The organism is Ruegeria sp. N11, assembly GCF_056531525.1.
Map to the genome: position 1 here is coordinate 23,811 of NZ_JBQFLX010000025.1, position 26,844 is coordinate 50,654.

Sequence of the window (26,844 nt, forward strand, 5' to 3'; positions counted from 1 at the left end):
CAGGAAGGACAGAGAACGTATGGCGACTGTTTCGCCCGCTACTGATTTTGCATCGGTTGCAGCTTCGGCTGCGACCCCTGCCAGCACGCGCGATCCGCGGCTGGATTTCTATCGCGGCATCGCGATGTTCATCATTCTGATCGCGCATATCCCGAACGATCCGTGGGCCAAATGGATTCCGGCACGCTTCGGCTTCTCGGACGCGACAGAGATTTTTGTGTTCTGTTCCGGCATGGCCTCGGCGATTGCCTTTGGCGGGGCCTTTCTGCGCAAAGGCTGGTGGCTGGGCACCGCCCGGGTCGCCTACCGTATCTGGCAGGTCTATTGGGCACATATCGGCCTGTTTTTCTTTGTCGCCATGACCATGGCCGCACTGGACCAGACTGGCACGTTCGAGAAAACATATGTCTCGTCTCTGAACCTGCAGCATTTCTTCAACGATCCTGCGCCGCAGATGGTCGGGATTTTCACACTCACCTATGTACCGAACTATTTCGACATCCTGCCGATGTATCTGGTGGTTCTTGCGATGATGCCCTTGTTCATGGGCCTGTCCCGGATCGGTTTCTGGGCGGTTGCGGCAACCTCGATCGCGATCTGGCTTGTCGCCCAGTTCGGAGTGCTGGCCCTGCCCGCCGAGCCGTGGTCCGACCGCCAATGGTTCTTCAACCCATTTGGCTGGCAATTGCTGTTCTTTACCGGTTTTGCATTCATGCGCGGCTGGATTCCCGCGCCGCCTGTCTCAAAAACACTGATCTGGATCGCGGCGCTGTTCCTGATCTTGTCCGCGCCCTTTGGGTCGTGGAAGGTGTTCCTTTGGGTGAATTCCGCAGCACCGGAACTGGGCGCGCTGATCCGCAAGGCCTGGCCCCTGACCGAGGAATTGCGGAGCAAAACCGAATTCGGACTGTTCCGTTATCTCCATTTCCTGTCACTGGCCTATCTGGGCTGGGTCGCCGCCGGGGAACACGGGCATCGCCTGATCGCCTCGGGTCACGGCGTGGCGGCGCGGATCTGGCATTGGCTGCTGACCGTCATCACCAAGGTGGGTCAGCAATCGCTGGCAGTGTTCGTATTTTCGATGGCAGCGGCACGACTTATCGGCGTTGGACTGGACCAGACCGGGCGGGATTCCGCCGCTGTCTTTGCCGCCAACATAATTGGCTTTGCCATGATCATCGGTGTGGCCTATCTGGCCGCATGGTTCAAATCGCAACCATGGAAATCTAAGAAATGATTCTTACACGCCGCGCATTTCTGACCTTATCGACGGCACTGGCATTTGCCCCATCCGCGTTTGCGACTGGCGGTGAGGTTCCGTTTGACCGCAATGATGTGATTAAGCTTGCCCGCGATCTGGCCAGCCGCCCCTATACGGACCGCGAGATGGTGCCGCAGGAATGGCAGGACCTGACATATCAGCAGTATCGCTCGATCCGGTTCCGGCTGGACCGGGCGCTGTGGTACGAGACCGAGACACCCTTCAACGTCGATTTCTTTACCCCGGGCCTTTATTTTCCGCGCACTGTTCAAGTCTCGACCGTTGAAAACGGCATGACGACGCCGGTCGCGTTCGATCTAGCGATGTTCGACAAATCCGAAGACGTGCCACACCTGCCCGTGGACGACACTCTGGGCTTCTCCGGTCTGCGCCTGCGCACCGAGATGCACCGCCCCGGTAAAACCGATGAGTTCTGCGTCTGGCAGGGTGCCAGCTATTTCCGCGCCATTGGCCTGCACGAAGTTTACGGCCTGTCAGCCCGCGGGCTGGCGCTGAAGACCGGCGATCCGGATGGCGAGGAATTCCCCGAATTCATCCGTTTCTGGCTGGAGCGCCCCGCGCCTGGCCAACGCAACATGATCGTCCATGCGCTGATGGACAGCCCCAGCGTAACCGGCGCTTACCGCTTTGATGTCACCGCAGGCGCGGATTGCGTGATGGAGGTAGAGGCGACCCTCTTCCCGCGCGAGGATCTGACCCATGTAGGCATCGCGCCCGGAACCTCGATGTTCCTGTTCGATCAGACCAATCACAGCCGGTTCGACGATTTCCGGCCCGCCGTGCATGACAGCGACGGGCTGATGGTGCGCAACGGCGCGGGTGAAGTGCTGTGGCGGCCGCTGGCAAACCCGACGAGGTTGCAGATTTCTTCCTTCGTCGACACCAACCCCGTCGGCTTTGGCCTGATGCAACGGAAACGTGAGTTCTCGGATTACGCTGATCTTGAAGCGAACTATCACAAACGCCCCGGCCTGTGGGTCGAACCCAAAGGCGACTGGGGCAAAGGCTCGGTCACGCTGGTCGAAATTCCTGCGGATCAGGAGATCTACGACAACATAGTTGCCTATTGGCGACCGGCTGCCCCGTATGCTGCGGGCAGCCAGATCGATATATCCTACCGCCTAATCTGGGGCGACAATCCACAGCGTACGCCGATGGCCCGCGTAATCAACACGGCAATGGGCGAAAATACGTTCGGCGAAGGGCGTCTTGCCGTCATCGACTTTGAGGCCAGCGACTTGTTCGACGACCTCGAGGCGATTTCGATCTTTGTGGATTCGCCTCATGCCGAAACCTCGGACGGTGTGTTGCAACGCAACCCCGATACCGGCGGAATGCGGTTGGCATTTTCATTTGAACCCGCCGAACGGGATCATGTCGAACTGCGCGCGCAGTTGCTTGTCGGAAAACAACCGGCCTCCGAGGTCTGGCTGTACAGATGGACCACATGAACCGCGATCTGCATATCATGCCCCCCGAGGCGCCTCTGGCCATGCCGGCGCAGGATTTCAGCGCCGGGTTCCGTGACGCACAGGTTCCGTCCCGGACGGACAATCCGTCTGCCGGGTTCTGGCGCGCCTTGGCTTTTTCACCCGCGATGGCCGCAACGCTGGGCCTGTTGTGGGTGATGTCCGACTGGTTCGGGGCCGAAGGGATCAACCTGATCGAGGGCATTCTGCTGACGCTGATCTCGTTCAATTTCTTCTGGATTTCGTTCACGGTCTGCACAGTTCTTCTGGGCATGGCGTCGCTTGCGCGGCAGGAGCAGCCCAAACACCAGACCCGCCCGACCCCGCTGCGCGTCGCGTTGTTGATGCCGGTTTATAACGAAGTGCCGTGGTTCGTTCTGGGCAATGCCCGGACAATGCTGGAAGAATTGCGTGCGCGCGGCGGCCAGCATCACTATGCCATGTTCATCCTGTCCGACACGCGCGACCCCGAGATTGCAGCGCAGGAACAGGCCAGCGTCGAGGCGCTGCGAACCTCGCTCGCACCCGGGCTGGAGTTGTATTACCGCCGCCGCGAACAGAATACCGACCGCAAGGTCGGCAACATCGCCGACTGGGTCAGCCGTTGGGGCGCGGACTGGGACGCGATGCTGGTGCTGGATGCCGACAGTCTGATGACCGGCCGCGCCATCGCCCGCCTGACGGATTCTCTGGCGCGTGATCCCGGCGCGGGCCTGATCCAGAGTTATCCGCAACTGATCGGTGCGCAGTCGGTCTTTGCCCGGATGCAGCAGTTCGCCAACGGAGTTTATGGCATTGCCTTTGCCGAAGGTTTGGCCCGCTGGTGTGGGCAGGAAGGCAATTACTGGGGCCACAATGCCATCATTCGTACCCGTGCCTTTGCTTCCTGCGCCGGGCTGCCCAAACTGCGATCTTTCAGCGGGCAGGACCAACTGATCATGAGCCACGACTTTGTCGAGGCCGGGTTGTTGCGCCGCGCCGGCTGGGGTGTGCGATTCCTGCCGCGTATTCGCGGATCGTATGAAGAGACACCGCCCACCCTGATTGACCACGCCATGCGCGACCGCCGCTGGTGTCAGGGTAACCTGCAGCACCTGAAACTGCTGGGCTCTGCCGGATTCCGCTCGGTGTCCCGCTTCCACATGTTTCATGGTGCGGTCGGCTATCTGATGTCGCCGCTGTGGTTTGCGCTGCTGGTCATGTGGGCGCTGATCGGTCAGGGCGAAGACGCGTCGGTTCTGCATTACTTCAGCCCCGACAACCCGCTATTTCCGCAATGGCCGGAAATGACTGAAACCCGCCACGTGCTGATCATTCTGGTCATGTATGCAATGTTGCTGGCGCCCAAGGTACTGGGCGTCGTAGCCCTGCCCCTCAGCGGTGTTCGCTATTCCGATTTCGGTGGCGGGCGGCGGTTTTTCATCTCGTTCCTGTCCGAGGTGATCCTGTCGATCCTCTATGCCCCGATCCTGATGGTACAACAGATGATCGCAGTCTTCCGAACTGCATTGGGCATCCAAAAAGGTTGGTCCCCGCAAGCCCGCGACGGCTGTAGCTATAGCCTGCGCACCCTTGTTCTGTGCCACGCTCTGGAAACGATCAGCGGTATCGCACTGAGCGTTGGGATTCTGGCCGGGCTGGTATCGGTCTGGCTGGCCCCGATCGCCATCAGCCTGGCCCTGGCTATACCGCTGTCCGCGCTTAGCGGTGTGTCCGCAGGAACGGCCCGGCGCATGGTCGGTATGCGCGAGGACTTCGCCGAACCCGCAATCACCCGTTCGGCCCGCCGCCACCGTGACGAACTGAAACGCCTGATTGAGGGCAAGGGGACGATGACTCCGGCGGAATGATCAGCTTCCGGACAGGCCTTCGTACCAGTCCACCATCATGTCCGCCCAACCTTTGGGAACACCGTGACCACCGGGAAACAGCGCAAACTCCAGCGCGCTGTTTTCGGCGCAGCCCGTCCAGTTTCGGCGCATGAAATTGCCCGTGATCGAAAACCCGGATGGTTTGGTATCCGGGCATTCATTGGCTTCCCGCCAGATTTCAAACCCAGCAAAGATATCCCCCTGATGGAACCGGCCCCCACCCAGTATGCGCCCCTCCAACGGGACTACATTGTCTGCCCAGCCATGGGTGTGAAACAGCTTGACCGGCCCTGCGCAGCTTTCCGGATTTGGCCGCCAAAAGCCTCCTGACACGGGCACATAGGCCGAAAACGTCTCTGGCGCATCGCAGGCCAGATAGTTCACCATGAACCCGCCTGCGGAAAACCCGCCCAGCACGACCCGGTCACTGTCGATGCCAAATCGGTCGGCTGCGTCCTGCACCACTTCGGTCAGAAAGGCGGTATCGTCCCGCCCCTCCCAGCCGGGATAGAAGTTCCAGCTTTTGCGCCCGTTGCTCATTGCCCCTTCGGGTGCCATCACCGCATAGCCACGCGCGAGCAAGGGATCGACCATATCGCGGTTTTTCATCGCACCGCTGCCGCTGCCGCCATAGCCGTGCAGAAACACGACCAGCGGCGGGTTTTCGGCCTTTGGCAATTCGATGTGGTATTCGCCGGACGTGGTCTCGCACGGACCTTCAGATTCGGCACAAGTGGCCAAAGCCGTTTGTCCGGCGAATGAAAGGCTCAGCGCCAGCCAGAATTTCGCTTTCATCAAATGTCCTCTTTGTAAGCTTCGACCGGCAGCCCTGCGCGCAGCCAACCCGGCCCGGCGGCCGAGCCCAGCATGCCTTCGGGGACGTCGATAACATTGGTAAAACCGGCAGCCGTCAGTTGATTGCTCAGCCGCGCCGACCGGACGCCACGAGCGCAGATTAGTGCAACAGGCGCAGACCGATCGCCATCGGCAAGCTGCGTGAGCACCTGCAAGAAGTCCTCGCGGCGCATATCAAGCGGATGCGCGCCCCTGCCAATCCCGGTTGCGCGCCATTCCCGGGGTGTGCGGATATCCACCAGCAGGATGTCCCCCGAAACTGCCTTCTGATACGCGCCGGCGGCCTGAATCCGTCCACCGGAATAATTCTGTGGAATCAGACGGTACTGCCGTATCGCAAAGCCGGCGGCGATGGCGGCACCAACACCCAAAACTACCCGCCTTCGCGTTCGGTTCACTTTTTCTGCCACGCCGCGCTCCCATGCCGACAAATCGGTTTTATCACAGGGCGAAGCACATTGCCGCGTCGAATTGGCATCGACCGGATCAAGTTCGCGTCATTTTCGCCCCAAAGGAAAATCCGCGCGCCCTTCACGCCGAAACGGGCGCATAATCTTGCAATCGCTGGACAGTCAGAGAATTATCCTTACAAAATCAATACCACTTTGACCGCCCAGACCGGAGTATCGCACTTGTCCCTATTCCTTATCGCGGCCCTTCCCTTCCTCGGAGCTGTGTTCCCAGCCCTTCTGATCCGGGCGGGACGAAACGCGGCGGCCTCGGCTGCCGGACTGACCACATTTCTGGCACTGATGGGGCTGCTGATCCACATTCCGTCCGTCATGCGCGGCGAGGTGGTGACCGCCAGGTTCGACTGGATACCGGGGCTGGGACTGAACGCGAATTTCATGCTGGACGGGCTGGGCTTTCTGTTTGCCCTGCTGATCCTGGGGATCGGTTTGCTGATTATCCTCTACGCGCGGTTCTACCTGTCCCGCGAAGACCCGATGGGGCAGTTCTATACCTATCTTCTTCTGTTCCAGGGCGCGATGGTGGGCATCGTTCTGTCCGACAACATTCTGCTTTTGTTGATTTTCTGGGAACTCACGTCGCTCAGTTCCTTCCTGTTGATCGGATACTGGCGGCACCTGCCCGAGGGGCGTCAGGGCGCGCGCATGGCGCTGGCTGTCACCGGATCAGGCGGGCTGGCGATGATCGCTGGGATGCTGATCCTTGGTAATATCGTGGGGTCCTACGACCTGAGCGTTATCCTCCAGAACAAGGAGCTGATCCAGTCGTCGCCCTACTACATGCCCGCGCTGATCCTGATCCTGCTGGGTTGTTTCACCAAGTCAGCGCAGTTCCCGTTCCATTTCTGGCTGCCGCACGCGATGGCCGCACCAACACCGGTTTCGGCCTACCTGCACTCAGCCACGATGGTAAAGGCCGGGCTGTTCCTGATGGCGCGGATGTGGCCGGTTCTGGCCGGGACCGAGGCCTGGTTCTACATAGTGGCAACAACCGGTCTGGTAACGATGTTGATCGGTGCCTGCATTGCGCTGTTCAAGGATGACCTCAAGGCCTTGCTGGCGTTTTCGACCGTGTCGCATCTGGGTCTTGTGACCATGCTGCTGGGTTTTGGCACCAAGATTGCCGCCGTGGCCGCCATCTTCCACATCATCAACCATGCAACGTTCAAGGCCGCCCTGTTCATGACCGCAGGGATTGTCGATCACGAGACCGGAACCCGTGACGTCAAACGGCTGGGCGGGTTGCGGCACCTGATGCCGATCACCTTCACCATCGGGACGATCGCAGCCCTGTCGATGGCTGGCCTGCCACCGCTGAACGGGTTCCTTTCCAAGGAAATGATGCTTGAGGAAACAGTCCATACAACATGGCTGAACTCGCATTATCTGGTGCCCGGGCTGGCCTTGTTGGCGGCGCTTTTCTCGGCGGCCTATTCCTTCCGCTTTGTGGGCCACGTTTTTCTTGGCCCCGAGCGGGACGATTACCCCGCGCATCCGCATGATCCGCCCGTCGGGCTGTGGTTGGCCCCCGCATTTCTTGTGGTTCTGGTTGTGCTGATCGGTCTGTATTCCGCCGCTATTGTTGGCCCGCTGGTCGCCGTTGTCTCCAGCGCGGTGATCGGCGGAGAGAAGCTGCCCTACTATTCGCTCAAACTGTGGCACGGCTTTACTCCGGCGCTGTACATGTCCATCGTGGCAACGCTGGGAGGTCTTTTCCTAGTGTCGCTGCACAAGCGCGGAGAACAGGTCTGGAATGCGCTGCCCCGGCCCGAGGCAAAAGACATCTTCGACGCAGTGATCGGCGCGCTGACAAAGCTCAGCCAATGGGTCACGGACGAGTTGCACAATGGCGTCATCTCGCGTTACGCCGTTATCTTGATCGCTTTTACCGTGGGGATGGGTTTTTACGCCTATTCGACCGGAACGATCGGGCTTGAAACCCGGGTGCCGCTGCCCGCACCAATCATACCGATTATCGGCTGGATCTGTCTGGTGGGCGCTACGCTGGCGATCATGTGGTTCCACCGCAACCGCCTGTTGTCACTTGTGCTGATCGGTGTTGTGGGTCTGATCGTGTCAATGGCGTTCAACTACCTGTCCGCCCCGGATCTGGCACTGACGCAGATCTCGGTCGAAGTGGTCACGATGATCCTGCTGTTGCTGTCGCTGAACTTTCTGCCAACCGAAACCCCACGGGACAGCAGCGCCCAGCGCCGCTGGCGGGATGCAGCGATCTCTGTCGTGGCCGGGATCGGCAGCGGCGCCTTGATCTATGCGCTGATGCTGCGTGATTTCGCTTTTCCGACAATATCGGATTTCCATCTGGCGAACTCGTACAAGGGCGGCGGTGGCACCAACGTGGTCAACGTCATTCTCGTCGACTTCCGGGGCTTTGATACCTTTGGTGAGATCATCGTTCTGGGCATTGCCGCGCTTATCATCTTTGCCCTGACCGAGGCGGTTCTGAGCACCAATGTCCGCGGCTATCTTCTGAACCGCAAACCGCACTGGCCGCAATCGGGCGACTCGCACCCGCTTATGATGGTGGTTGCAACCCGCGTGATGATGCCGATTGCCCTGATGGTGGGCGCCTACATCTTTTTCCGCGGCCACAACCAGCCCGGCGGCGGCTTTATTGCCGGTCTGATCGTCGCGATCGCCTACCTGATGCAATACATGGCCAGCGGATACACCTGGGCCATTGAACGGCAGAGGTTCTTTTACCACGGAACAATCGGCTGGGGCGTTCTGATAGCCGCTGCGACCGGACTGGGCGCGTGGTTCAATGAAAGGCCGTTCCTGACCAGCGATTTCGGCTACATTCACTGGCCGCCGCTGGAAGAGTTCGAATGGGCCACCGCCATCTTGTTCGACACCGGCGTATTCCTCGCCGTTCTGGGTGCTGTCATGCTGGCGCTGGACAGCCTGTCACGGTTTGCTTGGCAACCGGGCATGGCGCAGGAGTTCCCGATGGATATCAACCCGCTTCGGGATGATCCGCCAGAAGAAGACCAAGAGAAGGAGCAGGCCTGATGGAAGCGCTCGTAGCCTCTGCCGTAGGCGTCATGACCGCAGCCGGGATCTTCCTGATCCTTCGTCGCAGGACTTTCCCCGTCATTCTGGGCCTGTCTTTGCTGACCTATGCAGTCAATGTGTTCCTGTTTGCCACCGGGCGGCTGGCGCTGAACGCGCCGGCGGTTCTGAACAAGTACAAGGACGTGCCCTACACCGATCCGCTGCCGCAGGCACTCGTGCTGACGGCCATCGTGATCTCGTTCGGTATGACGGCGGTGATCGTGATGATCGCCCTGTCCGCCTATCTGTCGTCCATGGATGACCACATCGACATGAGCGCGCAGGACAGCGTGGACGGCGCAGGAGAAGACGCATGAATCACTGGATCGTTGCGCCGATCGTCCTGCCCGCGATCCTGGCCCCCTTCATCATCATGGTACTGCGATTCCATCTGGACCTGCAGCGCATCTTTTCGGTTGCCGGTGTCGTAGGCCTGCTGGGTATCGCCCTGACCATCACCGCAAAAGCATCGGGCGGCGACATTCAGGTCTATGAACTGGGCAACTGGCCCGCGCCATTCGGGATCGTGCTGGTGCTGGACAAACTGTCGGCCATGATGGTGCTGCTGACGGCATTGCTGGCCCTTCCCATCGTGCTGTATTCTATTGCCTCCGGCTGGGACGACAGGGGAAAGCACTTTCACGCCCTGTTCCACTTCCAGCTTATGGGTGTTTGTGGTGCCTTTCTGACCGGAGACGCGTTCAACCTGTTCGTTTTCTTCGAAGTTCTGCTGATCGCCTCTTACGGCCTGATGACGCACGGTGGTGGTTCTGTACGGCTGAAAGCCGGGGTTCAGTACGTCACCTACAACCTGCTTGGCTCGACCCTGTTCCTGTTTGCACTTGGCACCATCTATTCCGTGACCGGCACTTTGAACATGGCCGATCTGGCGCTGCGCGTGGCCGAAATTCCACCTGAAGATACAGCTTTGCTGCGGGTCGGCGCGGTACTGCTGCTGCTGGTCTTCTGCATCAAGGCCGCCGTTCTGCCGCTGCATTTCTGGCTGCCCGCCAGCTATGCCAACGCGCCTTTGCCTGTGGCCGCGCTGTTTGCGATCATGACCAAGGTGGGCGCATACTCGATCCTGCGGGTCTATACACTGGATTTTGGTCCCGACGTCGCAGTGACAGAAGGCCTGGTCGGAGCTTGGCTGCAACCAGCTGCATTGGTCACTCTGGCGGTCGGAGCAATCGGCATTCTGGGAGCACAGCACATCGCGCGCCTGGTCGCGTTCTGCGCGATTGCGTCGATGGGCACTTTGCTGATCGCGATTTCGCTGTTCTCGCCCGGCGCAACCGCTGCCGCGCTATATTACATTTTCCACTCGACACTGGCGACGGCGCTTTTGTTCCTTGTCGCCGACCTTGTGATGCAGCGGCGCGGCGGTGCCATTGAGCCCGGCACTCCGATGCCGCAAAGCGGGTTGATTTCGGCGCTGTTCTTCGTGGGCGCAATTGCGCTGGCCGGTATGCCGCCACTGTCCGGTTTTGTCGGTAAACTGCTGGTACTGGACGCCGCGCGGGATGCCCCGGACGCCAACGCAATCTGGGCGGTGATCCTGATCGGGTCTTTTGTGACCATCGTTGGACTGGCCCGGGCCGGGTCGCTGATCTTCTGGAAAAGCCACGACGCGCAGCTTAACACCACAGCAGAGACCGAAAATGAAGATGAAGATGAAGATGAAGACGTCGTTCTGCCTGCGCCCGAACCTCAACCGGCGCTGGCATTCACGGCGGTATTCGGATTGGTCCTTGGCCTGATGCTGTTGACCTTGTTCGCTGGCCCGGCGCTGACCTACGCTGAAGGCACGGCAGGACAATTGTTCTCGCCCGAAAATTACATCTCGGCCGTCATGGGAGGTGAAGAATGATCAAACTGCTACACCGGATATTTCCGCACCCGCATCTGACCATTCTGCTGACGTTTGTGTGGATGTTGCTTGCCAACCAACCCTCGCTGAATTCGCTGGTGTTTGGTCTGATTCTGGGGATCATCATCCCGTTCATCACGCAGCCCTACTGGCCGGACCGTCCCATACTGCGCAACTGGCCGATGATCGTGGAATACATGCTTGTCGTTCTATGGGACATTGTGATGGCCAATATCGCGGTCGCCCGGATCATCCTGTTCAAGCGCGACAGTGATCGGCAACCAAACTGGGTCTGTATTCCGCTTGAACTGCGCACACCCGAGGCGATTACCGTGCTGGCCGGAACGATCACCATGACGCCGGGCACCGTCAGCTGCGATCTGTCTGCGCAGGGGCACAACCTTTTGGTCCATTGCCTTGACGCCCCGAACCCTGACGAGGTTCGGGACCAGATCAAGCAACGCTATGAACGTCGCCTCAAGGAGATTTTCGAATGATCACCTATGCCATCTACTTTACTTTTGCCTGTTTTGGCGCGGCGATCATGATGTGTCTGTGGCGGATCGTAACGGCCGACGGTGTCGGCACGCGGGTACTGGCGCTGGATACCATGGTCATCAACACCATCGCGTTGATGATCCTTTACGGTCTCAGGCTGGGAACCGAGATCTTCTTTGAATCCGCCATGATCATCGCCATGCTGGGCTTTGTTTCAACGGTGGCTTACGCACGCTTCATGCTGCGTGGCAACATTATCGAGTGAGGGCGACATGGGTTTCATTTTCGAATTTCTCATCGCTTTCTTCCTGATCGTCTCGGGCATATTTGGTTTCGTGGGATCGTTTGGCATGATCAAGCTGAAGGATCCGATGTCCCGGCTGCACGCGCCGACAAAGGCCACAACTCTGGGCGTGGGGGGCGTTCTGCTGGCGTCGATCTTTCATTCCGTCCTACTGGAGGATCACGCGTCGCTGCACGAGCTGCTAATAACGCTGTTTTTGTTCCTGACCGCGCCGATCACGGCCCTGTTCATTGCCAAATGGCACATTCATCGCCATGAATCGCCCGGCGATCTGCCGGATGCAGGCGAGGATGAGCTTTGGGCCACCCACGCGGTCGAGCAGGTCGAAGACGTCCCGGATCACACAGCGAACTGACCCTGATGCATACACCTTCGTTGCCGCTGACCCGCGATCTGGTTCTGATCGGCGGGGGCCACACGCACGCGCTTGTGCTGCGCAAGTGGGGAATGAACCCCTTGCCCGGCGCGCGACTGACCATCATCAATCCCGGCCCGACCGCGCCTTATTCCGGCATGTTGCCGGGTTATGTGGCCGGGCATTACAGGCGGGACGAGCTGGACATCGATCTTATAAAGCTGGCGCGATTTGCAGGGGCGCGCATCATTCTGGGCGCGGTAAACGGCCTGGATCCAGCAAGCCGGGTTGTTCACGTATCAGGACGCCTGCCTGTTTCGTTTGATGTTGCTTCGGTCAATGTGGGCATAACTTCTGACATGCCCGCTTTGCCCGGATTTGCAGAATACGCGGTGCCGGCGAAGCCTCTGGGCCTATTTGCGGCACGATGGGCCGACTACCTGAAGACGCCCGGGTCCGCGTCAGTCGCTGTCATTGGCGGCGGTGTTGCCGGGGTCGAACTGGTCATGGCGATGGCACACGCGTTGCGGGAACAGGGCCGTGACGCCCGGGTCGCGCTGATCGACAACGCCAAGGCTTTGACGGCCACAGGCCCCAAGGCCGGGGAAACCATCCGACAGGCGATGGAAAGCCTGAGGATCGCGATCTTCGAAAACGCTTCCATTCGCCAGATCGGCAAAGATTATGTTGAACTGGAAGATGGCCGCCACATCCCAGCCGCGTTCGTGACCGGAGCCGCTGGTGCGCGACCCTATGACTGGATCGCTGAAACAGGGTTGGAGGTGCAGGATGGCTACATCAGGGTCAACGCGCATCTGCAGTCCAGCGACACCTTGATCTTTGCCGCCGGTGATTGCGCGCACCTGTCCGACAACCCGCGCCCCAAGGCCGGTGTCTATGCGGTCCGTGAAGCGCCGGTTTTGTTTGACAATCTGCGCGCGGCATTGGGAGCAGGACGGATGCGGCGGTACGTACCGCAGAAAGATTATCTGAAACTGATTTCGCTGGGCAAGAAGTCCGCCCTTGCGGAAAAGTTGGGAACGTCATTCAGCGGTCCGTTGATGTGGAAATGGAAAAACCACATCGACCAGAAATTCATGAACAGATTTCGTGACTTGCCGCAGATGGCAATACCGAAACTGCCCGGGCATCATGCGGACGGTTTGCGCGAAGCATTGGGTGACAAACAGATGTGCGGCGGTTGTGGTGCCAAGGTTGGGCGTGGCGCCTTGCAGCAAGCCTTGCAGACGTTGCCTGCGCCCGAACGCACGGATGTCACCCCCCTGCCCGGCGATGATGCGGCCCTGCTGACAACGGGTGGGGCGCGTCAGGTCATCACGTCGGATCACTTGCGCAGCTTCACCGCAGACCCCGTGTTGATGACACGCATCGCGGCCGTGCACGCGCTTGGTGATATCTGGGCGATGGGTGCGGCGCCGCAGGCGGCGACTGCAACTGTGATCCTGCCCCGCATGTCCGCTACGTTGCAGCACCGCACGATGACGGAAATCATGACAACCGCCAGCGACGTTCTGCGGCAGGCTGGTGCCGAGATTGTTGGCGGCCACAGCTCTATGGGCGATGAGATGACCATCGGCTTCACCATCACCGGTCTTTGCGCCCAGGAACCTATTACTCTGGCCGGTGGTCTGCCGGGGGATGCGTTGATCCTGACCAAACCCATTGGCAGCGGTGTTTTGATGGCCGCTGAAATGGCTGGTCAGGCCGATGGCGCGTGGGTCGCGGCCGCATTTCGCCACATGACCCACCCACAGGGCACAGCCGCCGAAATCCTCAGGCACGCGCATGCGATGACGGATGTCACGGGTTTTGGTCTGGCCGGCCACCTGAAGGGAATGTGCGAGGCTTCGGGTTGCGGTGCAGCACTGGATCTTGAGGCCGTGCCTGTAATGGTCGGCGCTGAAGAGTTGTATTCGAACGGCATCCGGTCGAGCATTTTCGCTGACAACAGGGCAATAGCTCCGGAACTGCCTGCGGAAGGTAAAGCAGGCTTGTTATTCGACCCCCAAACCGCCGGAGGATTGCTGGCTGCGGTCGCCCCGGACCAGGCTCAGGACCTGTGCGCGGTACTTCGTGATGCGGGATATCCGGCAGCTATTGTCGGTCGGTTGTCCAAGGCTCCGGTCTTGCGTCTTTAAAGCCGGGCCAGAACCTGTTCGATCCGGGCGGCAACATCGGCAAGACTGTCGGTATCCAGCCGGTCGGCCTGAAGCTCCGCAATGACCTGAGCACCCCTACCTTTCTGCGACTTGGCGTAGGCCGGATCATAGTGCTGATCCATCAGCGCCCGCGTCAAACCACGTTTATCTCCGGCCTCCATTAGGGACAGCCAGTTATCGACGACGTCATGGCCGCGATGAAAGCGCAGCGGTGACAGCCGGTCACGCATCCGCTCGTGATCTGAAAGAATGTCATCATAGGCAGCGACCAGATAATCTGCCCGCGCTGCAAGCGGGGCATCAATTCGGATACGTGGAGCCGCACGCAGCCCGTTCCAAAGGCTTGGCGGCAGGATCAGACTTCCAATTTTGGACGACTCGGCCTCGACGACCACAGGCCGACTGGCGTCCATCCGGCAAAGCGCTGCGGACAATGCGGATTCAAACCCTTTCTGGTTGGGTTGTCCTCCGGGCATTTCACCCAGCAACGAGCCGCGATGATTGGCCAGCGCCTCAAGGTCCAGAACCTGCACGCCTCGCTTTGCAAGATGCGCCAGCAATTCGGTTTTTGCCGTTCCGGTATATCCGTCCAGCGCTACAAGGCGGTTCGGCAGGACGTCATCGTACAGATAGCGGTTCACCAGCCGGCGGTAGGTGCGGTAGCCACCTTCAACCACGTCGGCACGCCACCCGATTTGCTGCAGCATCCAAGTAAACGACCCTGACCGCTGCCCTCCGCGCCAGCAGTAGACCAGAGGCCGCCATCCTCCCTCGTAATGGCTGAGGCTGTTTTCGATATGCGCGGCGGCATTGCGAAACACCAGAGCCGCGCCCAGCTTGCGGGCCAGGAACGGACTTTCCTGAACGTAGATCGTGCCGACTTTCGCCCGTTCTTCATTGTCCAGAACCGGCAGATTGATGGCACCCGGCAAATGATCCTCGGCGTATTCTGCAGGGCTTCGCACATCGATCACGGTATCGAAGTCGTGTGTGTAGAGGTCAGGCAGGGTGGTGAATTTCAGAACCATATCTGCGGTCTATCTTGGGCTTGGCTGAAAGAAAAGCCAGCTCACTCCTCGACTGGTTCGATCAGTTCTGCGCCGCTGGCCCGGTTCGAGTTCACCGCAGGATCAACCCGATGGTAGTTCAACACATCTTCCGCACCGGGACGCATCAGCCGGGCCGCCCCTTTACCCGCCTCACCCAGCCAAAGCGCCCAGTCGTCGGATTCTAGGATCAATGGCATCCGATGATGGATCTTGCCCAGATTTTCGTTGGCCGCAGTGGTGACGATGGCGCAGGTGCTTTGGCGTTCACCGTCAGGACCCCAGTCCTGCCAGACACCGCCGAAGGCAATCGGTTCGTTGTTGCGGCGCGAGATATACCAAGGCAACCGCTGTCCTTGGTCGGATTTGGTCCATTCATAGAACCCTGTCGCCAAAATCAGGCAACGCCGCTCGCGGCAGGCCGCGCGAAACGCGGCTTTCTGGGCCAGGGTTTCAGCGCGCGCATTGATCAGCAACGGGCCATCATTTTGCGCCTTGTACCAATGCGGCAGAAACCCCCAACGCATCGGATCAAGCTGGCGGCCTCCTTCACCGGTCCGCACGACATGCACCTGATTGGTCGGGCACACATTGAAATTGGGAACGCCCGGAAGGCTGTTCGCCGGGCGCGCAGAAAACAGCTGCGCCATTGCGTCGTTGGGAAGAGTTATTGCAAACCGTCCGCACATAGGTAATGAACCACTGACATTTTTTCTCCAGGCTCAAGTTCACACGAGGTCACATGGCAAATCAAACAGCTAAATCCCTTAAGGGCAAAGCGCTTGGTGATCTCGAGGCAGGTAAGTTGCCGCAGGCACTTAAAAAAGCGCAGTTGGGGATCAAGAAGTTTCCAAAGGATACGGACTTTCAAGCCATTGCGGGTTTTGTTTTCACCGAATTGAAACAGTACAAGAAGTCCATTCCCCATTTCGTCGAAGCCGCGCGTCGCAAACCCGATGACCCTCAGTTTGCTGAAAACCTTGCAAACGCTCTGATGCAGACGGGCCAGATCCCGCGCGCGCTGGCTTATGCCGAGAAAATGCTGGAGCAGTTTCCCAATAACGCAGAGCTTGTTCGCGTTGTGGATGAGATCCAACTAAAAGGATCCAACTGGCGCGAGATTGTTGAACATGCGACCGAAAAACTCAAAAAAACTCCGGACGATGTCACGCTGTTGACGACCCGAGCCCGCGCTTACGACAGAATTGGGTTCAGCGACAACTGCAGGCAGGACGCCTATCGCGCCTATGAACTGGCGCCAGACGACAACGCAGTCGCATTCCAAAAAGCATCGATTCTTCATCAGGAGGGCAAGAAAAAGGATGCCGCCGAGATTCTCGACCGGATCATCACCAATGATCCCGCTCATGTGGCGTCACTATTGCAGTTGTCCAACATGGCCGACGAGGACCGCGCGCGCGACCTGGAACCGCTTGTAGCTGCTGCCATCGACAACAGCGATCATCCTGTCTCGCAGCTTGAGTTCGCCAAGGCGCAAATCACATCCGTTCTGCATGGGCTGACTGCTGCAATGCCCGGGTTCGCGCGGGCCAACGAACTGCAACACGAGTTGAATCCGTACAAATTCGGCGACGAAAGGCAGAAACTTCGGCGCATCGTGCAGTTGTTCCCCGAAATGGACACTCCGATCTCCTCCGAGGTGGTCGATGGGCCGACCCCGATTTTTGTCATCGGCCAACCGCGCTCCGGGACGACGCTCATGGAAATGATGCTGAGTTCGATTCCGGATGTCGCAGGGTGTGGGGAACTGACTGTAGGGCCGGACTTGTCCTACGACTTTATCCATGAAGGCAAAGCCTATGACGCGAAAGACGCGGAGGAGTTTGCCCGAGATTTCCGCCGCCTGATGCCACCGGTCCCGGAGACATCAATCGCGTTTGTCGACAAGTTGCCTCATAACTACCAGCAGGTAGGATTCTTACTTTCCGCATTCCCGAATGCGAAAGTTATCAATATGATGCGCGATCCGCGCGATGTCGGTTTGTCGAAATGGATCAGGCGCTTCCCGGCACCGGGTATGAGATATGCGTCCAATCTGGAAGCAATCGGGCATTCCGCGAACATGTACCGCAAATACATCGCCCATTGGGAAACCATTTTCGGCGACCGGATTCTGACCGTGCCGTATGAAAAACTCGTCGCTGACCCCGAAACCTATAGCCGGCAGGTTGCGGACTTCCTTGGCCTCGAATGGCACGAGACGATGATGCACCCGGAAAAGAACAAAAAGCAGGTGCGCACCGCCAGCATTGATCAGGTTCGAAAGAAGATTTCGACCAAATCAATCGGCGGCTGGCGTCAGGTCGCAGACCACATCCAACCGATGCTGAACGGCTTCGATCCCGAGCTTTGGCCGGAATACGATCTCAGCTGACACAAATCACACCGAACAGAAAAGGCCGCATCGGGGATGCGGCCTTTGTCGTTGGTGCCGGGATGCTTACTTCTGCTTGATGCGTCCGTCCAGATAAGGCTGGTACGGCGCATTTGCGGCCAGATATTCAGCGGTGACATCCGCCAGATCCGGTCCGAAGTCATACGCTTTCTTGTCGTCGCCCTCGAACATGGAATAGCCATCACCACCGTTGCGGACATAGTTGTTGGTCACGACCAGATATGTCGCCGCCGGGTCAATCGGCACGAAGCCATCGCCATCGGCCACCATCACCTCAGTTACGCGTCCCTCGTTCGGGGCAACCGACGGATCCCATGTGAAGGCCAGACCGGCCACCTGCGGGAAGCGGCCTTTGACTTCTTCAACCTGGCTCACGCCGTTTTCCAGGGCGTCGATGACCCCCTGACCGCTGATCTGGAAGGTCGACAATGTGTTCTGGAACGGCAACACCGTCAGAACCTCGCCCATGGTCACCTCGCCCGGATCGATCGAGGCCCGCAAGCCACCGGAATTGGCGATGGCGATCTGAACGCCCTGATCCGCCACACGGGCCAGCATTGCATCGGCAACCAGATTGCCCATCTGGCATTCCTGCACGCGGCAGATCGCGCGGTCGCCTTCAATCGCATCGGCAGCATTGGCCACAACCTTGTTGCGGATTTCATCCAGGGGAACCGCCAACTCGGCGATCCGGTCCAGCGCGGACTGATCCTCGGTCACGGTGTTGTCCATGATCAGCGGCTCACCAACGGCCTCGATCACATTTCCGTCGTCGTCGAATGTCACATTCAACTCGCCCAGGAATTTACCATAGGCGTAGGCCTGAACGATCTGAACGTCATTCACGACGGTCGGGTAAGGCCCGACGGCCCTGTCGGACACGTTCGACAGGTACGTGTTGGAATGCCCCCCTACGATCACGTCAACGCCGGTGGTTTCCTGCGCCACGCGCTGGTCCACACCATAGCCCGAGTGGCTTAGAACAACGATCTTGTTGACGCCTTCGCTGGTCAGCTTTTCCACTTCAGCCTGTACGGCCGGAACCGGGTCGGAAAATGTAACGTTTGGCCCGGGTGAGGCCAGTTCGTCCGTATCCTGAGGCGTCAGGCCGATCAGGCCGATCTTTTCACCGCCAACCTCGATAACCGTCGACTTCGCGATCTTGTCGGTCAGCAGTTCTTCGTCAGCAATGTTCGCGTTGGACATCAGAACCGGAAAATCGACGGAGTCGACGAAACCGCGCAGCACTTCGGGGCCGTCGTCAAATTCGTGGTTGCCCACGGTCATCGCGTCATAACCCAGCCGGTTCATGAACTCGGCCGCGACTTTGCCCTTGTAGTAGGTATAAAACAACGAACCCTGAAACTGATCTCCGCCATCCACCAGAATCGAATTCTCAGCGCGGCCGCGGGCTTCTTCCACTGCGGTCACAAGGCGCGCAGAACCGCCGAAACACTTGCCTTCGGCATTGTCTTCGGCGTCGCAGCCGCTGTCATATTTGTTGATCGGCTCAAACCGGGAATGGAAGTCATTGGTGTGCAGAATGGTCAGTTTGTAGTCGGCAGCCGCAACACCTGCGGTCAGGCCCACAATGGCAGTAGATGCCAGAAAACGGATCAACATTAATGAAACTCCCTGTCGTTGATTGCAGGGATCGTGCGCCGACTGAAACAAAGAGTCAAAGGGGGAAATCCGCCTTGATTCCCCACGCCGTGCAAGGCATCACCACCTCATGCTGATTTACAAGATTTTCAGGTCCGATGAATGGACCACGCTGCAGGATCAGGGCGCGTCAGACGGCGCGCCGATTGACGTTACCGACGGATTTGTCCATTTCTCGACGGCCCAACAGGCCGCCGAAACCGCCGCCAAGCATTTTGCCGGAGTTGATTGCCTTGTCCTCTTGGCCTGCGACGCCGACGCCATGGGCGATGATCTGAGATGGGAAGTTTCGCGCGGGGGTGCCTTGTTTCCCCACCTTTACCGGCGGATCCGGATGACCGATGTGATCTGGACCCGCGCCCTGCCCTTTGACGGGGCGCTACACCAGTTCCCCAAGGAGATGGTATGACCGGCTTCATCGATCCTGATCGTGAGCAGTTCGAGTTGTTCAAGGCACTGGATCGCAATCAGCCGATCGAGATGCTCAACCTGGTCAGGTTTCGCGCGCAGGCTGAATATCCTTCCGGACACGCGCTGGCAGATGTCGGCCTGTCCGGCGCTGAGGCCTACCAGAACTACGGGTCGGAAACCGCGCCCATTGTCTCCCGCATCGGCGCGTCCATTTTGTGGCGCGGTGGATTTGAAACCACTTTGATAGGCCCCGCCGACGAAATCTGGGATGCTGTGTTCATCGCCCGATATCCCAGCGCGCACGCCTTCCTTGAGATGGTAACCGACCCCGTTTATCGCACCGCCGTGGTGCATCGTCAGGCGGCTGTTTCGACCTCGCGGCTGATCCGTTGTTCGCCAGCACAGGTCGGAGGGACCTTCGGATGAAACTGATCGAAAAGCTTGGGCTGTCAGCCTTACACAGGCTGGACCCCGAAACTGCCCATGGGATGTCGATCCGGGCTTTGAAAGCCGGATTGGTCCCGGCTGCCGGCCCTGTCACGTCACCACGCCTGCGTACGCAGATCGCCGGTCTGACGCTGGCCAATCCGGTCGGCCTGGCCGCTGGATTCGACAAGAATGGCGAGGTTCTGGGCCCTTTATCGCGGGCCGGGTTCGGGTTTATTGAAGTCGGTGCGGTGACACCGCGTCCACAACCGGGCAACCCGAAACCGCGCCTGTTTCGCCTGACCGAAGACAAGGCGGCCATCAACCGTTTCGGCTTCAACAACGAAGGAATGGACGTCATGGCTCGCCGTCTCCTGAGCCGTCCCCGCGATGCGGTCACCGGATTGAACCTTGGCGCCAACAAGGACAGCGACGACCGCCCCGGTGATTTTGCCAAAGTACTGGCCCATTGCGCCGCCCATCTGGACTTTGCCACGGTCAACGTGTCGTCCCCCAACACCGAGAAACTGCGAGACTTGCAGGGTAAGGCCGCGCTTGGCGCTTTGCTGGAGGGTGTTGTCAAAACGCGAGACGCGCTGCCGACACCGATTCCCGTATTCCTGAAAATTGCTCCGGACCTGACGGCTTCAGAGATACAAGATATCGCCGATATCGCGCTGGAAACCGGAATTGACGCGGTCATAGCCACGAATACCACCTTGTCCCGCGACGGACTGAGAAGCGCACACAAGGATGAGGCTGGCGGCCTGTCTGGCGCGCCATTGTTCGAAAAATCGACCCGCGTTCTTGCGCAGCTCAGCCAACTGACCGAAGGACGCATTCCCTTGATTGGCGTGGGCGGCATCAGCAGCGCGGAACAGGCCTATGCCAAGATTTGCGCCGGAGCCTCGGCCGTCCAGTTCTATACGGCCATGGTTTACGGCGGCATGTCGCTGGCATCGGAAATCGCCCGGGGTCTGGACGAACTTCTGGCCCAGGACGGGTTTGAAAATGTCGCACAGGCGGTTGGCAGCAAACGAGAGGATTGGCTGTGATGGAATACTGGCACAACCCGCGGTGTTCGAAATCGCGTTCGGGGCTTGCACTGCTTGAAGAAAACGGCGCAGAACCCCGTGTCCGGAAGTATCTGAAGGACGCACCGTCAGAAGACGAATTGCGGGCCGCGCAGGCGAAACTGGGCATTGCTGCAATCGACATGATGCGCACAGGTGAAAAGCGCTTCAGGGAACTGGGGCTGAACAATGCGACGCCGGACGATACCTTGATCCGTGCCATGGCCGAAAACCCGATCCTGATCGAACGCCCCATTGCCATTCGCGATAACAAGGCCTCAATCGGGCGTCCGCCCGAAAACCTGCTGACCCTGCTTTAAGCGACTTGCGCCTCTAGCTTCGGATAGCGCCATCCCAGCGTGACGCCACGCGCGATGTTCAGAACCATCAACGCGGCCCACAGCCCGTGATTGCCAAATGCAGGCACCAGAATGAACAGGGACAGGACGTAGATCCCGACCGAGTGAATCATCGCCTGGCGCATGTCCCGGGTCCAGGTCGCGCCGATGTAGATACCGTCGAACATCCAGCTGGCCACGCCAATCACCGGGGCAATCGCAGCCCAGATCAGAAATTCGCGCGCGGCCTCACGCACCTCGGGCGAGGTCGACATCACATCGATCAGCGCGGGTCCTGCCAGATAGAAAACCAGACCCAGCGCGAAAGCGCCGCCTACGCCCCATTGTGACGCCATCACGGACGCGCGCCGCACCTGAAAGCGGTCCTTTGCCCCGACCGCCCCGCCGACCAGCGCCTCGGCCGAAAAGGCGAAGCCGTCCAGCGCAAAGGCCGTGATTTCGAGGAACTGCAGCAGAACCTGATTGGCGGCCAGATTGACGTCGCCAAGATCCGACCCGACAAAAAGAAAAGTGGTGAACGATCCGGTCAATAGGACGGACCGCACCATGATGTCACCGTTCACCTGCATCATCCGCCGCAGCCGTGCGCCGTCGAAAATGCGCGGCCAGTCTCTCCACTGATTGCCGGCAAATGCCTGCCGGCAGAGCCATAGCCCCAGGGCCAACCCGGTCCATTCGGCGATCAGTGTCGCCAGTGCGACGCCCTCGACGCCCCATCCCAGCCCAAGCACGAACCACAGATCCAGCAGGATATTCAGGCCATTCATCCAGACCTGAAGCACAAATACGCCCCGCGTCCGCTCGATCGCGATCAGCCAGCCTGTAACGGCATAAAGCGCAATTGTGGCCGGGGCACCCCAGATCCGGATTTCCAGGTATTGCCGGGTCAGCGCTTCGACTTCGGGGCTTGCGGGGGACAGGGCAAATGCCCCCCACAGCACCCAGACCTGCGTCAGAATGAAAAACAGCCCCGCCGCGCCGCCCAACAGCAAACCGCGCATCAGCAGCGCGCCGGTTTCAGCCGTGTCGCCAGCCCCGCGCGCCTGTGCAGCCAATCCCGTGGTGCCCATCCGCAAAAAGCCGAATATCCAGTAGATGGCCGACAGGATGACCGCGCCCATACCGACAGCGCCGATCGGGGCGGCCAGCCCCATCTGCCCGACAACACCAGTATCAACCGCCCCCAGTATCGGGACAGTGGCATTGGACAGAACGATAGGTGCTGCGATCTTCAGCACCCGTCTGTGCGTGATGGGTGCCGAGGCATCCCGCATCCAAGGCTATCCTTCGTCCGAATCCGATTGCGGCATCAGGAAATGCCCCGAAGCCTGCGCGAACAGGCGCGCATGGTTGTCCTGCCACGCCTCAACCCGGACCGAAGCATAACGCCGCCCGGAACGGCTGATGTAAGCGCGGGCGTAGGCATCGCGCGGCAAGCCCGAACGCAGGTAGTCGACCGTGAAATCGATGGTTTTCGGGTATCGGAGCAAACTGGCATCCCGAATGTCTTCGGCACTCATCTCTCCGCTTTCGATGCGGTGAAACACGGTCTCCCAGCACAGGGTGATCACGCCGGTCACCTCCAAAAACGCGGCAGTGACCCCACCGTGCAGCGCGGGCAGCAGCGGATTGCCAATCAGTTTTTCGTCAAAATTCAGAACACCCGTCAGTTCATCCCCACGCCGGTCGAAGGTGATGTTGAGAAACCGGATATACGGCACCCCATCGACCATGGCGTTCAGTGCGGCGTCCCGGCGGTTCTTGACCACCTGCATCGGCTCCGGTCGATTGCGCGCCATTTACCTGCCCTCCACGGTGAAAGACCCCGATGCGGTTGCGACAGGATGTTCCTGATCGTCATCCGTTGCGGTCGCACGCACGAAGGCCACATTGCGCGTGATGTGATAGCATTTGGCGCGCGTTGTAATGTTCTGCCCCGGCGTAGCCGCCCGCATGTAGTCTATGCGCAGGTCAATTGTCGCCGTGGCACCCGGCGCGGACGGATGGCTCATGACAGCCGCACCGCTGCAAGTGTCCAGCAAAGCGAACACCGCCCCACCATGAATGACACCGGTGCGCGGATCCCCGACAAGGTCCGCGTTGTACGGCATGGTGATCTCGGCTTCTCCGGCACCGATATACGTCAGCTCCATGCCCAATGCCCTGGCATGTGGAATCGCCTCGATGAACTGGCGCGCGAAACCCAATTTTTCTACCATTCGGTCTTTTCCTTCTTCCGCGCCCTTTATGATCGCCAGTTCAGCGAAAGGGCAAGCCCGACTGTTGCGCTTGCCGCTACGACTCCATAGGTTGCAGGCAAGGAGATGAGGAATGTCCGACACCCGTTTGTCATTCAAAGAAATGTGCGCCGAGTTCGACGTAACGCCCCGTACCCTGCGCTACTACGAATATATCGAATTGCTGCAACCTGACCGCGAGGGCCGCTCCAGGTATTACGGCCCCCGTGAGCGAGCACGCATGACGCTGATCATGCGCGGACGCAAATTCGGGTTCCCGCTGGAAGAGATCCGGCAGTGGCTGCTGATCTATGAACATCAGGGCAACCAGGCCCAGATGGCGACATTTGTGGAAATGGCTGACCGGCAAATGGAGGAGTTGCGCCAGCAAAGGCAGCAACTGGACGAAGCCATGGACGCCCTCAAGCAACTGCGCGACCAGACGGCCAATTCTCTAGGCTGACAACCTTTCAAGCGTCATTTCGGTCGAAACTGAAGCTCCCGTGGTCCCGCTGCGGGATTTTTCTTGTGGAGAACGTCGATATACGCAGCGCGGAATCGCGAGATTTCCCCTTACCTGAGGGAAAGAAGATTACCGAAACACGGATTTACGCGAACGGATGTTACGTCAACTTTTTTGTGACGTAGCGTTCGCATTACGTAAACGTCATCTGCATGTTGTAAGAAGCCCATCAACTGCGCAAATCTTTTTCACGACGCCAGTGATGAGAGTTTGAACCATGACCGAAGACCTGATGACAATCCGCGAAATGTGCGAGACCTATGATGTCACACCACGTACCTTGCGGTTCTACGAGGCCAAGGAACTTTTGTTTCCTATCCGTGAAGGCCAGAAACGTCTGTTCACCAAACGCGATCGTGCCCGTCTGAAACTGATCCTGCGTGGCAAGCGCTTTGGCTTCAGCCTGGAAGAAATCCGGCAGCTTCTGGACCTGTATCACGTCGGTGACCAGCAACTGACACAGATGTCCCGCACCTATGAGATCGCGTGCGAACGCCTGGCAGACATGGAAGCACGCCGCGAAGAACTGACACAGGCCATCGACGATCTGGAAGAGCAGTTGCGCTGGGGCGAAAAGGTCATCGTCTCGATGAAACAGGAAAAGAAGGCGGCCGAATAATCTCGCCCGCCCCCGGACATCTGAATTAAGGGAGCTTCACATGCCCGTCTACAACGCGCCAATCAAAGACGCACAGTTCATTTTGCATGATGTACTGAAAGTCTCGACCTCGGACATTCCGGGATATTCCGATCTGGAGGCCGAGTTCACCGGCGCCGTGCTGGAGGAAGCGGGCAAGATCGCCACAAATGTTCTGCACCCGCTGAACGTGGTTGGCGATACCGAAGGATGTCGGCTGGAAAACGGTATCGTCTATACGCCATCCGGGTTCAAAGATGCCTTCGAGCAGATGAAGGAAGGCGGCTGGACGGGCCTCGACATGCCGGAAGAATATGGCGGTCAGAATATGCCCTATGTTCTCGGAACTGCCGTGGGCGAGATGTTCTCGGGCTCCAACCAGGCATTCACCATGTATCAGGGCCTGACGCACGGCGCGGCGTCTGCGATCTTGGCGCACGGAACCGACGAGCAGAAGAACATGTACCTGCCCAACATGGTCAGCTGTGAATGGACTGGCACCATGAACCTGACGGAACCGCATTGCGGCACCGATCTGGGTCTGATGCGCACCAAGGCGGCACCGCAGGGCGACGGCTCTTACAAGATTTCCGGCCAGAAGATCTTTATCTCGGCCGGCGATCACGACATGGCCGACAACATCATCCACCTGGTGCTGGCAAAAATCCCCGGCGGCCCCGAAGGGATCAAGGGCGTGTCGCTTTTCATCGTGCCCAAGTTCATCGTCAACGAAGACGGCAGCCTGGGCGAGCGCAACGGCGTTTCGGTCGGCAAGATCGAAGAGAAGATGGGCATCCACGGCAACTCAACCTGCGTCATGAACTATGACGAGGCGACCGGCTGGCTGCTGGGAGAGGAACACAAAGGCATGCGCGCCATGTTCACCATGATGAACGAAGCGCGTCTGGGTGTGGGCATGCAAGGCCTGTCTCAGGCCGAAGCTGCGTATCAGAACGCTGTCGAATATGCCAAAGACCGCCTGCAGGGCCGCGACGTAACAGGTGTGAAGAACCCGGACGGCCCCGCCGATCCGCTGATCGTGCACCCGGACATCCGCCGCAACCTGATGGATCAGAAAAGCTTCACCGAGGGTGCACGTGCGTTCATCCTGTGGGGCGCGACCATGATCGACAAGGCGCACCGTTCGCGTGACAAGGATGCGGACGGGCTGATTTCGCTGCTGACCCCGGTCATCAAAGGCTTCCTGACGGACGAAGGCTATGACATGACCGTTCAGGCCCAGCAGGTCTATGGCGGCCACGGCTACATCGAAGAATGGGGCATGTCGCAATACACACGCGATGCCCGGATCGCGATGATCTACGAAGGCGCGAATGGCGTTCAAGCGCTCGACCTTGTAGGCCGAAAGCTGGCACAGGATGGCGGCAAGCATGTCATGGCCTTCTTCGAGATGGTCAAAACCTTCTGCAAAGAGAGCGGCGGCAAGGATGAAGCCTATGACAAAGCCTTCATCGAACCGCTGAAAGCCGCATCCAAGGATTTGCAGGCCGCTGGCATGTACTTCATGCAAGAAGGCATGAAGAACCCCAACAACGCCTTGTCCGGGTCATATGACTTCATGCACATGTTCGGTCATGTCTGCCTGGGTCTGATGTGGGCGAAAATGGCAAAGGTCGCACAGGAAGCTCTGGACGGTGGTGCCTCGGACAAAGAGTTCTACCAGACAAAGATCAACACCGGTCGCTTCTATATGGCGCGCCGTCTGTCTGCCACATCCATGCATCTGGCCCGGATACAAACCGGCGCGGATACTGTAATGGCGCTGGACGCGGCAAATTTCTGAACTCAGTCTGGTTTCGGGTGC

The 26,844-nt window shown here is 59.1% G+C and carries 26 protein-coding genes; 18 read left to right on the forward strand and 8 right to left on the reverse strand.

Features of this window, described 5'->3' with window-relative positions:
- The first annotated feature begins 19 nt into the window (after positions 1-19).
- The 3 genes from ACR0J8_RS21005 to mdoH are packed head-to-tail and all read left to right on the forward strand — an operon-like array spanning position 20 to position 4,601.
- On the forward strand, positions 20-1,237 hold the full coding sequence (locus ACR0J8_RS21005; protein WP_480526919.1) for an OpgC family protein: 1,218 nt from the start codon (positions 20-22) through the stop codon (positions 1,235-1,237).
- On the forward strand, positions 1,234-2,733 hold the full coding sequence (locus tag ACR0J8_RS21010) for an OpgD/OpgG family glucan biosynthesis protein (protein WP_480892112.1): 1,500 nt from the start codon (positions 1,234-1,236) through the stop codon (positions 2,731-2,733). The genes ACR0J8_RS21005 and ACR0J8_RS21010 overlap by 4 nt, the downstream gene beginning before the upstream one ends.
- A complete protein-coding gene (gene mdoH / locus ACR0J8_RS21015) occupies positions 2,730-4,601 on the forward strand; it encodes a glucans biosynthesis glucosyltransferase MdoH (RefSeq protein WP_480526974.1) in 1,872 nt (623 codons plus the stop codon). The genes ACR0J8_RS21010 and mdoH overlap by 4 nt, the downstream gene beginning before the upstream one ends.
- Here the strand turns inward: mdoH and ACR0J8_RS21020 are convergent, their stop codons facing one another.
- Complete coding sequence (locus ACR0J8_RS21020; protein ID WP_480526923.1) at positions 4,602-5,417, reverse strand: CE1 family esterase; 816 nt, start codon at positions 5,415-5,417, stop codon at positions 4,602-4,604. It abuts the gene before it with no gap.
- On the reverse strand, positions 5,417-5,887 hold the full coding sequence (locus ACR0J8_RS21025) for a rhodanese-like domain-containing protein (protein ID WP_480892115.1): 471 nt from the start codon (positions 5,885-5,887) through the stop codon (positions 5,417-5,419). The genes ACR0J8_RS21020 and ACR0J8_RS21025 overlap by 1 nt, the downstream gene beginning before the upstream one ends.
- A 222-nt stretch (positions 5,888-6,109) precedes the next feature.
- On the opposite strand from ACR0J8_RS21025, the gene ACR0J8_RS21030 reads away from it, so the two are divergent.
- From ACR0J8_RS21030 to selD, 7 genes are read left to right on the forward strand one after another with little or no spacing between them, the layout of a single operon-like run.
- Complete coding sequence (locus ACR0J8_RS21030) at positions 6,110-8,980, forward strand: monovalent cation/H+ antiporter subunit A (RefSeq protein ID WP_480892117.1); 2,871 nt, start codon at positions 6,110-6,112, stop codon at positions 8,978-8,980.
- Positions 8,980-9,339: a Na+/H+ antiporter subunit C gene (locus tag ACR0J8_RS21035; RefSeq protein ID WP_170609578.1), complete on the forward strand. Its 360-nt coding sequence runs from the start codon at positions 8,980-8,982 to the stop codon at positions 9,337-9,339. Before ACR0J8_RS21030 ends, ACR0J8_RS21035 begins: the two co-directional genes overlap by 1 nt.
- Entirely contained in the window at positions 9,336-10,892 is a 1,557-nt protein-coding gene (locus tag ACR0J8_RS21040) for a monovalent cation/H+ antiporter subunit D (protein ID WP_480892120.1), read from the forward strand. Before ACR0J8_RS21035 ends, ACR0J8_RS21040 begins: the two co-directional genes overlap by 4 nt.
- Positions 10,892-11,389, forward strand: a complete 498-nt coding sequence (locus ACR0J8_RS21045) for a Na+/H+ antiporter subunit E (protein WP_170682411.1) — start codon at positions 10,892-10,894, stop codon at positions 11,387-11,389. Before ACR0J8_RS21040 ends, ACR0J8_RS21045 begins: the two co-directional genes overlap by 1 nt.
- On the forward strand, positions 11,386-11,655 hold the full coding sequence (locus tag ACR0J8_RS21050; RefSeq protein WP_170609575.1) for a K+/H+ antiporter subunit F: 270 nt from the start codon (positions 11,386-11,388) through the stop codon (positions 11,653-11,655). Before ACR0J8_RS21045 ends, ACR0J8_RS21050 begins: the two co-directional genes overlap by 4 nt.
- Before the next feature lie 7 nt (positions 11,656-11,662).
- Positions 11,663-12,049 carry a Na+/H+ antiporter subunit G gene (locus tag ACR0J8_RS21055; RefSeq protein ID WP_170609573.1) on the forward strand — a complete coding sequence of 129 codons (387 nt, stop codon included), beginning with the start codon at positions 11,663-11,665 and terminating at the stop codon, positions 12,047-12,049.
- Positions 12,050-12,054: 5 nt separating this feature from the next.
- Positions 12,055-14,208, forward strand: a complete 2,154-nt coding sequence (gene selD, locus ACR0J8_RS21060) for a selenide, water dikinase SelD (RefSeq protein WP_480526929.1) — start codon at positions 12,055-12,057, stop codon at positions 14,206-14,208.
- Here the strand turns inward: selD and mnmH are convergent.
- Both mnmH and ACR0J8_RS21070 read right to left on the reverse strand, forming a co-directional pair.
- Complete coding sequence (mnmH, locus tag ACR0J8_RS21065) at positions 14,205-15,257, reverse strand: tRNA 2-selenouridine(34) synthase MnmH (protein WP_480526931.1); 1,053 nt, start codon at positions 15,255-15,257, stop codon at positions 14,205-14,207. The two genes, selD and mnmH, sit on opposite strands and share 4 nt — an antisense overlap.
- Before the next feature lie 41 nt (positions 15,258-15,298).
- A complete protein-coding gene (locus ACR0J8_RS21070) occupies positions 15,299-15,964 on the reverse strand; it encodes an SOS response-associated peptidase (RefSeq protein ID WP_480526933.1) in 666 nt (221 codons plus the stop codon).
- Between the two features lie 53 nt (positions 15,965-16,017).
- Here ACR0J8_RS21070 and ACR0J8_RS21075 point away from each other — a divergent pair, with 53 nt between their 5' ends.
- Positions 16,018-17,670: a tetratricopeptide repeat-containing sulfotransferase family protein gene (locus ACR0J8_RS21075; RefSeq protein ID WP_480892124.1), complete on the forward strand. Its 1,653-nt coding sequence runs from the start codon at positions 16,018-16,020 to the stop codon at positions 17,668-17,670.
- A gap of 66 nt (positions 17,671-17,736) precedes the next feature.
- On the opposite strand, the gene ACR0J8_RS21080 is transcribed toward ACR0J8_RS21075, so the two are convergent.
- Positions 17,737-19,314, reverse strand: coding sequence for a bifunctional metallophosphatase/5'-nucleotidase (locus tag ACR0J8_RS21080; protein ID WP_480526936.1), 1,578 nt, complete (start codon positions 19,312-19,314; stop codon positions 17,737-17,739).
- Between the two features lie 109 nt (positions 19,315-19,423).
- On the opposite strand from ACR0J8_RS21080, the gene ACR0J8_RS21085 reads away from it, so the two are divergent.
- From ACR0J8_RS21085 to arsC, 4 genes are read left to right on the forward strand one after another with little or no spacing between them, the layout of a single operon-like run.
- Positions 19,424-19,762 carry a DUF952 domain-containing protein gene (locus ACR0J8_RS21085; protein ID WP_480892128.1) on the forward strand — a complete coding sequence of 113 codons (339 nt, stop codon included), beginning with the start codon at positions 19,424-19,426 and terminating at the stop codon, positions 19,760-19,762.
- Positions 19,759-20,190, forward strand: a complete 432-nt coding sequence (locus ACR0J8_RS21090) for a DUF1330 domain-containing protein (protein ID WP_480526938.1) — start codon at positions 19,759-19,761, stop codon at positions 20,188-20,190. Before ACR0J8_RS21085 ends, ACR0J8_RS21090 begins: the two co-directional genes overlap by 4 nt.
- On the forward strand, positions 20,187-21,245 hold the full coding sequence (locus tag ACR0J8_RS21095; RefSeq protein ID WP_480892132.1) for a quinone-dependent dihydroorotate dehydrogenase: 1,059 nt from the start codon (positions 20,187-20,189) through the stop codon (positions 21,243-21,245). The genes ACR0J8_RS21090 and ACR0J8_RS21095 overlap by 4 nt, the downstream gene beginning before the upstream one ends.
- Positions 21,242-21,583, forward strand: coding sequence for an arsenate reductase (glutaredoxin) (arsC, locus tag ACR0J8_RS21100; protein WP_480526940.1), 342 nt, complete (start codon positions 21,242-21,244; stop codon positions 21,581-21,583). The genes ACR0J8_RS21095 and arsC overlap by 4 nt, the downstream gene beginning before the upstream one ends.
- On the opposite strand, the gene ACR0J8_RS21105 is transcribed toward arsC, so the two are convergent.
- From ACR0J8_RS21105 to ACR0J8_RS21115, 3 genes are read right to left on the reverse strand one after another with little or no spacing between them, the layout of a single operon-like run.
- Positions 21,580-22,896, reverse strand: a complete 1,317-nt coding sequence (locus ACR0J8_RS21105) for an MATE family efflux transporter (RefSeq protein ID WP_170808244.1) — start codon at positions 22,894-22,896, stop codon at positions 21,580-21,582. The genes arsC and ACR0J8_RS21105 overlap by 4 nt on opposite strands.
- Positions 22,897-22,902: 6 nt before the next feature.
- Positions 22,903-23,421, reverse strand: coding sequence for a PaaI family thioesterase (locus ACR0J8_RS21110; RefSeq protein ID WP_480526942.1), 519 nt, complete (start codon positions 23,419-23,421; stop codon positions 22,903-22,905).
- On the reverse strand, positions 23,422-23,841 hold the full coding sequence (locus tag ACR0J8_RS21115; protein ID WP_170808242.1) for a PaaI family thioesterase: 420 nt from the start codon (positions 23,839-23,841) through the stop codon (positions 23,422-23,424). It abuts the gene before it with no gap.
- A 112-nt stretch (positions 23,842-23,953) separates the two neighbouring features.
- On the opposite strand from ACR0J8_RS21115, the gene ACR0J8_RS21120 reads away from it, so the two are divergent.
- The 3 genes from ACR0J8_RS21120 (at position 23,954) to ACR0J8_RS21130 (ending at position 26,823) form a co-directional block, all read left to right on the forward strand.
- On the forward strand, positions 23,954-24,322 hold the full coding sequence (locus ACR0J8_RS21120; protein ID WP_170619491.1) for a MerR family transcriptional regulator: 369 nt from the start codon (positions 23,954-23,956) through the stop codon (positions 24,320-24,322).
- Positions 24,323-24,599: 277 nt separating this feature from the next.
- Positions 24,600-25,001, forward strand: coding sequence for a MerR family transcriptional regulator (locus tag ACR0J8_RS21125; protein WP_480526944.1), 402 nt, complete (start codon positions 24,600-24,602; stop codon positions 24,999-25,001).
- Positions 25,002-25,041: 40 nt separating this feature from the next.
- Positions 25,042-26,823 carry an acyl-CoA dehydrogenase C-terminal domain-containing protein gene (locus ACR0J8_RS21130; protein WP_480526946.1) on the forward strand — a complete coding sequence of 594 codons (1,782 nt, stop codon included), beginning with the start codon at positions 25,042-25,044 and terminating at the stop codon, positions 26,821-26,823.
- Positions 26,824-26,844: the final 21 nt, after the last annotated feature.

Coding starts and splice junctions, on each gene's coding strand:
- ACR0J8_RS21020 (WP_480526923.1), bottom strand. CDS start 5,417: ATGAAAGCGAAATTCTGGCTGGCGCTGAGCCTTTCATTCGCCGGACAA.
- selD (WP_480526929.1), top strand. CDS start 12,055: ATGCATACACCTTCGTTGCCGCTGACCCGCGATCTGGTTCTGATCGGC.
- mnmH (WP_480526931.1), bottom strand. CDS start 15,257: ATGGTTCTGAAATTCACCACCCTGCCTGACCTCTACACACACGACTTC.
- ACR0J8_RS21075 (WP_480892124.1), top strand. CDS start 16,018: ATGGCAAATCAAACAGCTAAATCCCTTAAGGGCAAAGCGCTTGGTGAT.
- ACR0J8_RS21080 (WP_480526936.1), bottom strand. CDS start 19,314: ATGTTGATCCGTTTTCTGGCATCTACTGCCATTGTGGGCCTGACCGCA.
- ACR0J8_RS21040 (WP_480892120.1), top strand. CDS start 9,336: ATGAATCACTGGATCGTTGCGCCGATCGTCCTGCCCGCGATCCTGGCC.
- ACR0J8_RS21130 (WP_480526946.1), top strand. CDS start 25,042: ATGCCCGTCTACAACGCGCCAATCAAAGACGCACAGTTCATTTTGCAT.
- ACR0J8_RS21070 (WP_480526933.1), bottom strand. CDS start 15,964: ATGTGCGGACGGTTTGCAATAACTCTTCCCAACGACGCAATGGCGCAG.
- ACR0J8_RS21010 (WP_480892112.1), top strand. CDS start 1,234: ATGATTCTTACACGCCGCGCATTTCTGACCTTATCGACGGCACTGGCA.
- ACR0J8_RS21095 (WP_480892132.1), top strand. CDS start 20,187: ATGAAACTGATCGAAAAGCTTGGGCTGTCAGCCTTACACAGGCTGGAC.
- ACR0J8_RS21110 (WP_480526942.1), bottom strand. CDS start 23,421: ATGGCGCGCAATCGACCGGAGCCGATGCAGGTGGTCAAGAACCGCCGG.
- ACR0J8_RS21005 (WP_480526919.1), top strand. CDS start 20: ATGGCGACTGTTTCGCCCGCTACTGATTTTGCATCGGTTGCAGCTTCG.
- ACR0J8_RS21115 (WP_170808242.1), bottom strand. CDS start 23,841: ATGGTAGAAAAATTGGGTTTCGCGCGCCAGTTCATCGAGGCGATTCCA.
- ACR0J8_RS21050 (WP_170609575.1), top strand. CDS start 11,386: ATGATCACCTATGCCATCTACTTTACTTTTGCCTGTTTTGGCGCGGCG.
- ACR0J8_RS21105 (WP_170808244.1), bottom strand. CDS start 22,896: ATGCGGGATGCCTCGGCACCCATCACGCACAGACGGGTGCTGAAGATC.
- mdoH (WP_480526974.1), top strand. CDS start 2,730: ATGAACCGCGATCTGCATATCATGCCCCCCGAGGCGCCTCTGGCCATG.
- ACR0J8_RS21120 (WP_170619491.1), top strand. CDS start 23,954: ATGTCCGACACCCGTTTGTCATTCAAAGAAATGTGCGCCGAGTTCGAC.
- ACR0J8_RS21055 (WP_170609573.1), top strand. CDS start 11,663: ATGGGTTTCATTTTCGAATTTCTCATCGCTTTCTTCCTGATCGTCTCG.
- ACR0J8_RS21125 (WP_480526944.1), top strand. CDS start 24,600: ATGACCGAAGACCTGATGACAATCCGCGAAATGTGCGAGACCTATGAT.
- ACR0J8_RS21090 (WP_480526938.1), top strand. CDS start 19,759: ATGACCGGCTTCATCGATCCTGATCGTGAGCAGTTCGAGTTGTTCAAG.
- ACR0J8_RS21035 (WP_170609578.1), top strand. CDS start 8,980: ATGGAAGCGCTCGTAGCCTCTGCCGTAGGCGTCATGACCGCAGCCGGG.
- ACR0J8_RS21085 (WP_480892128.1), top strand. CDS start 19,424: ATGCTGATTTACAAGATTTTCAGGTCCGATGAATGGACCACGCTGCAG.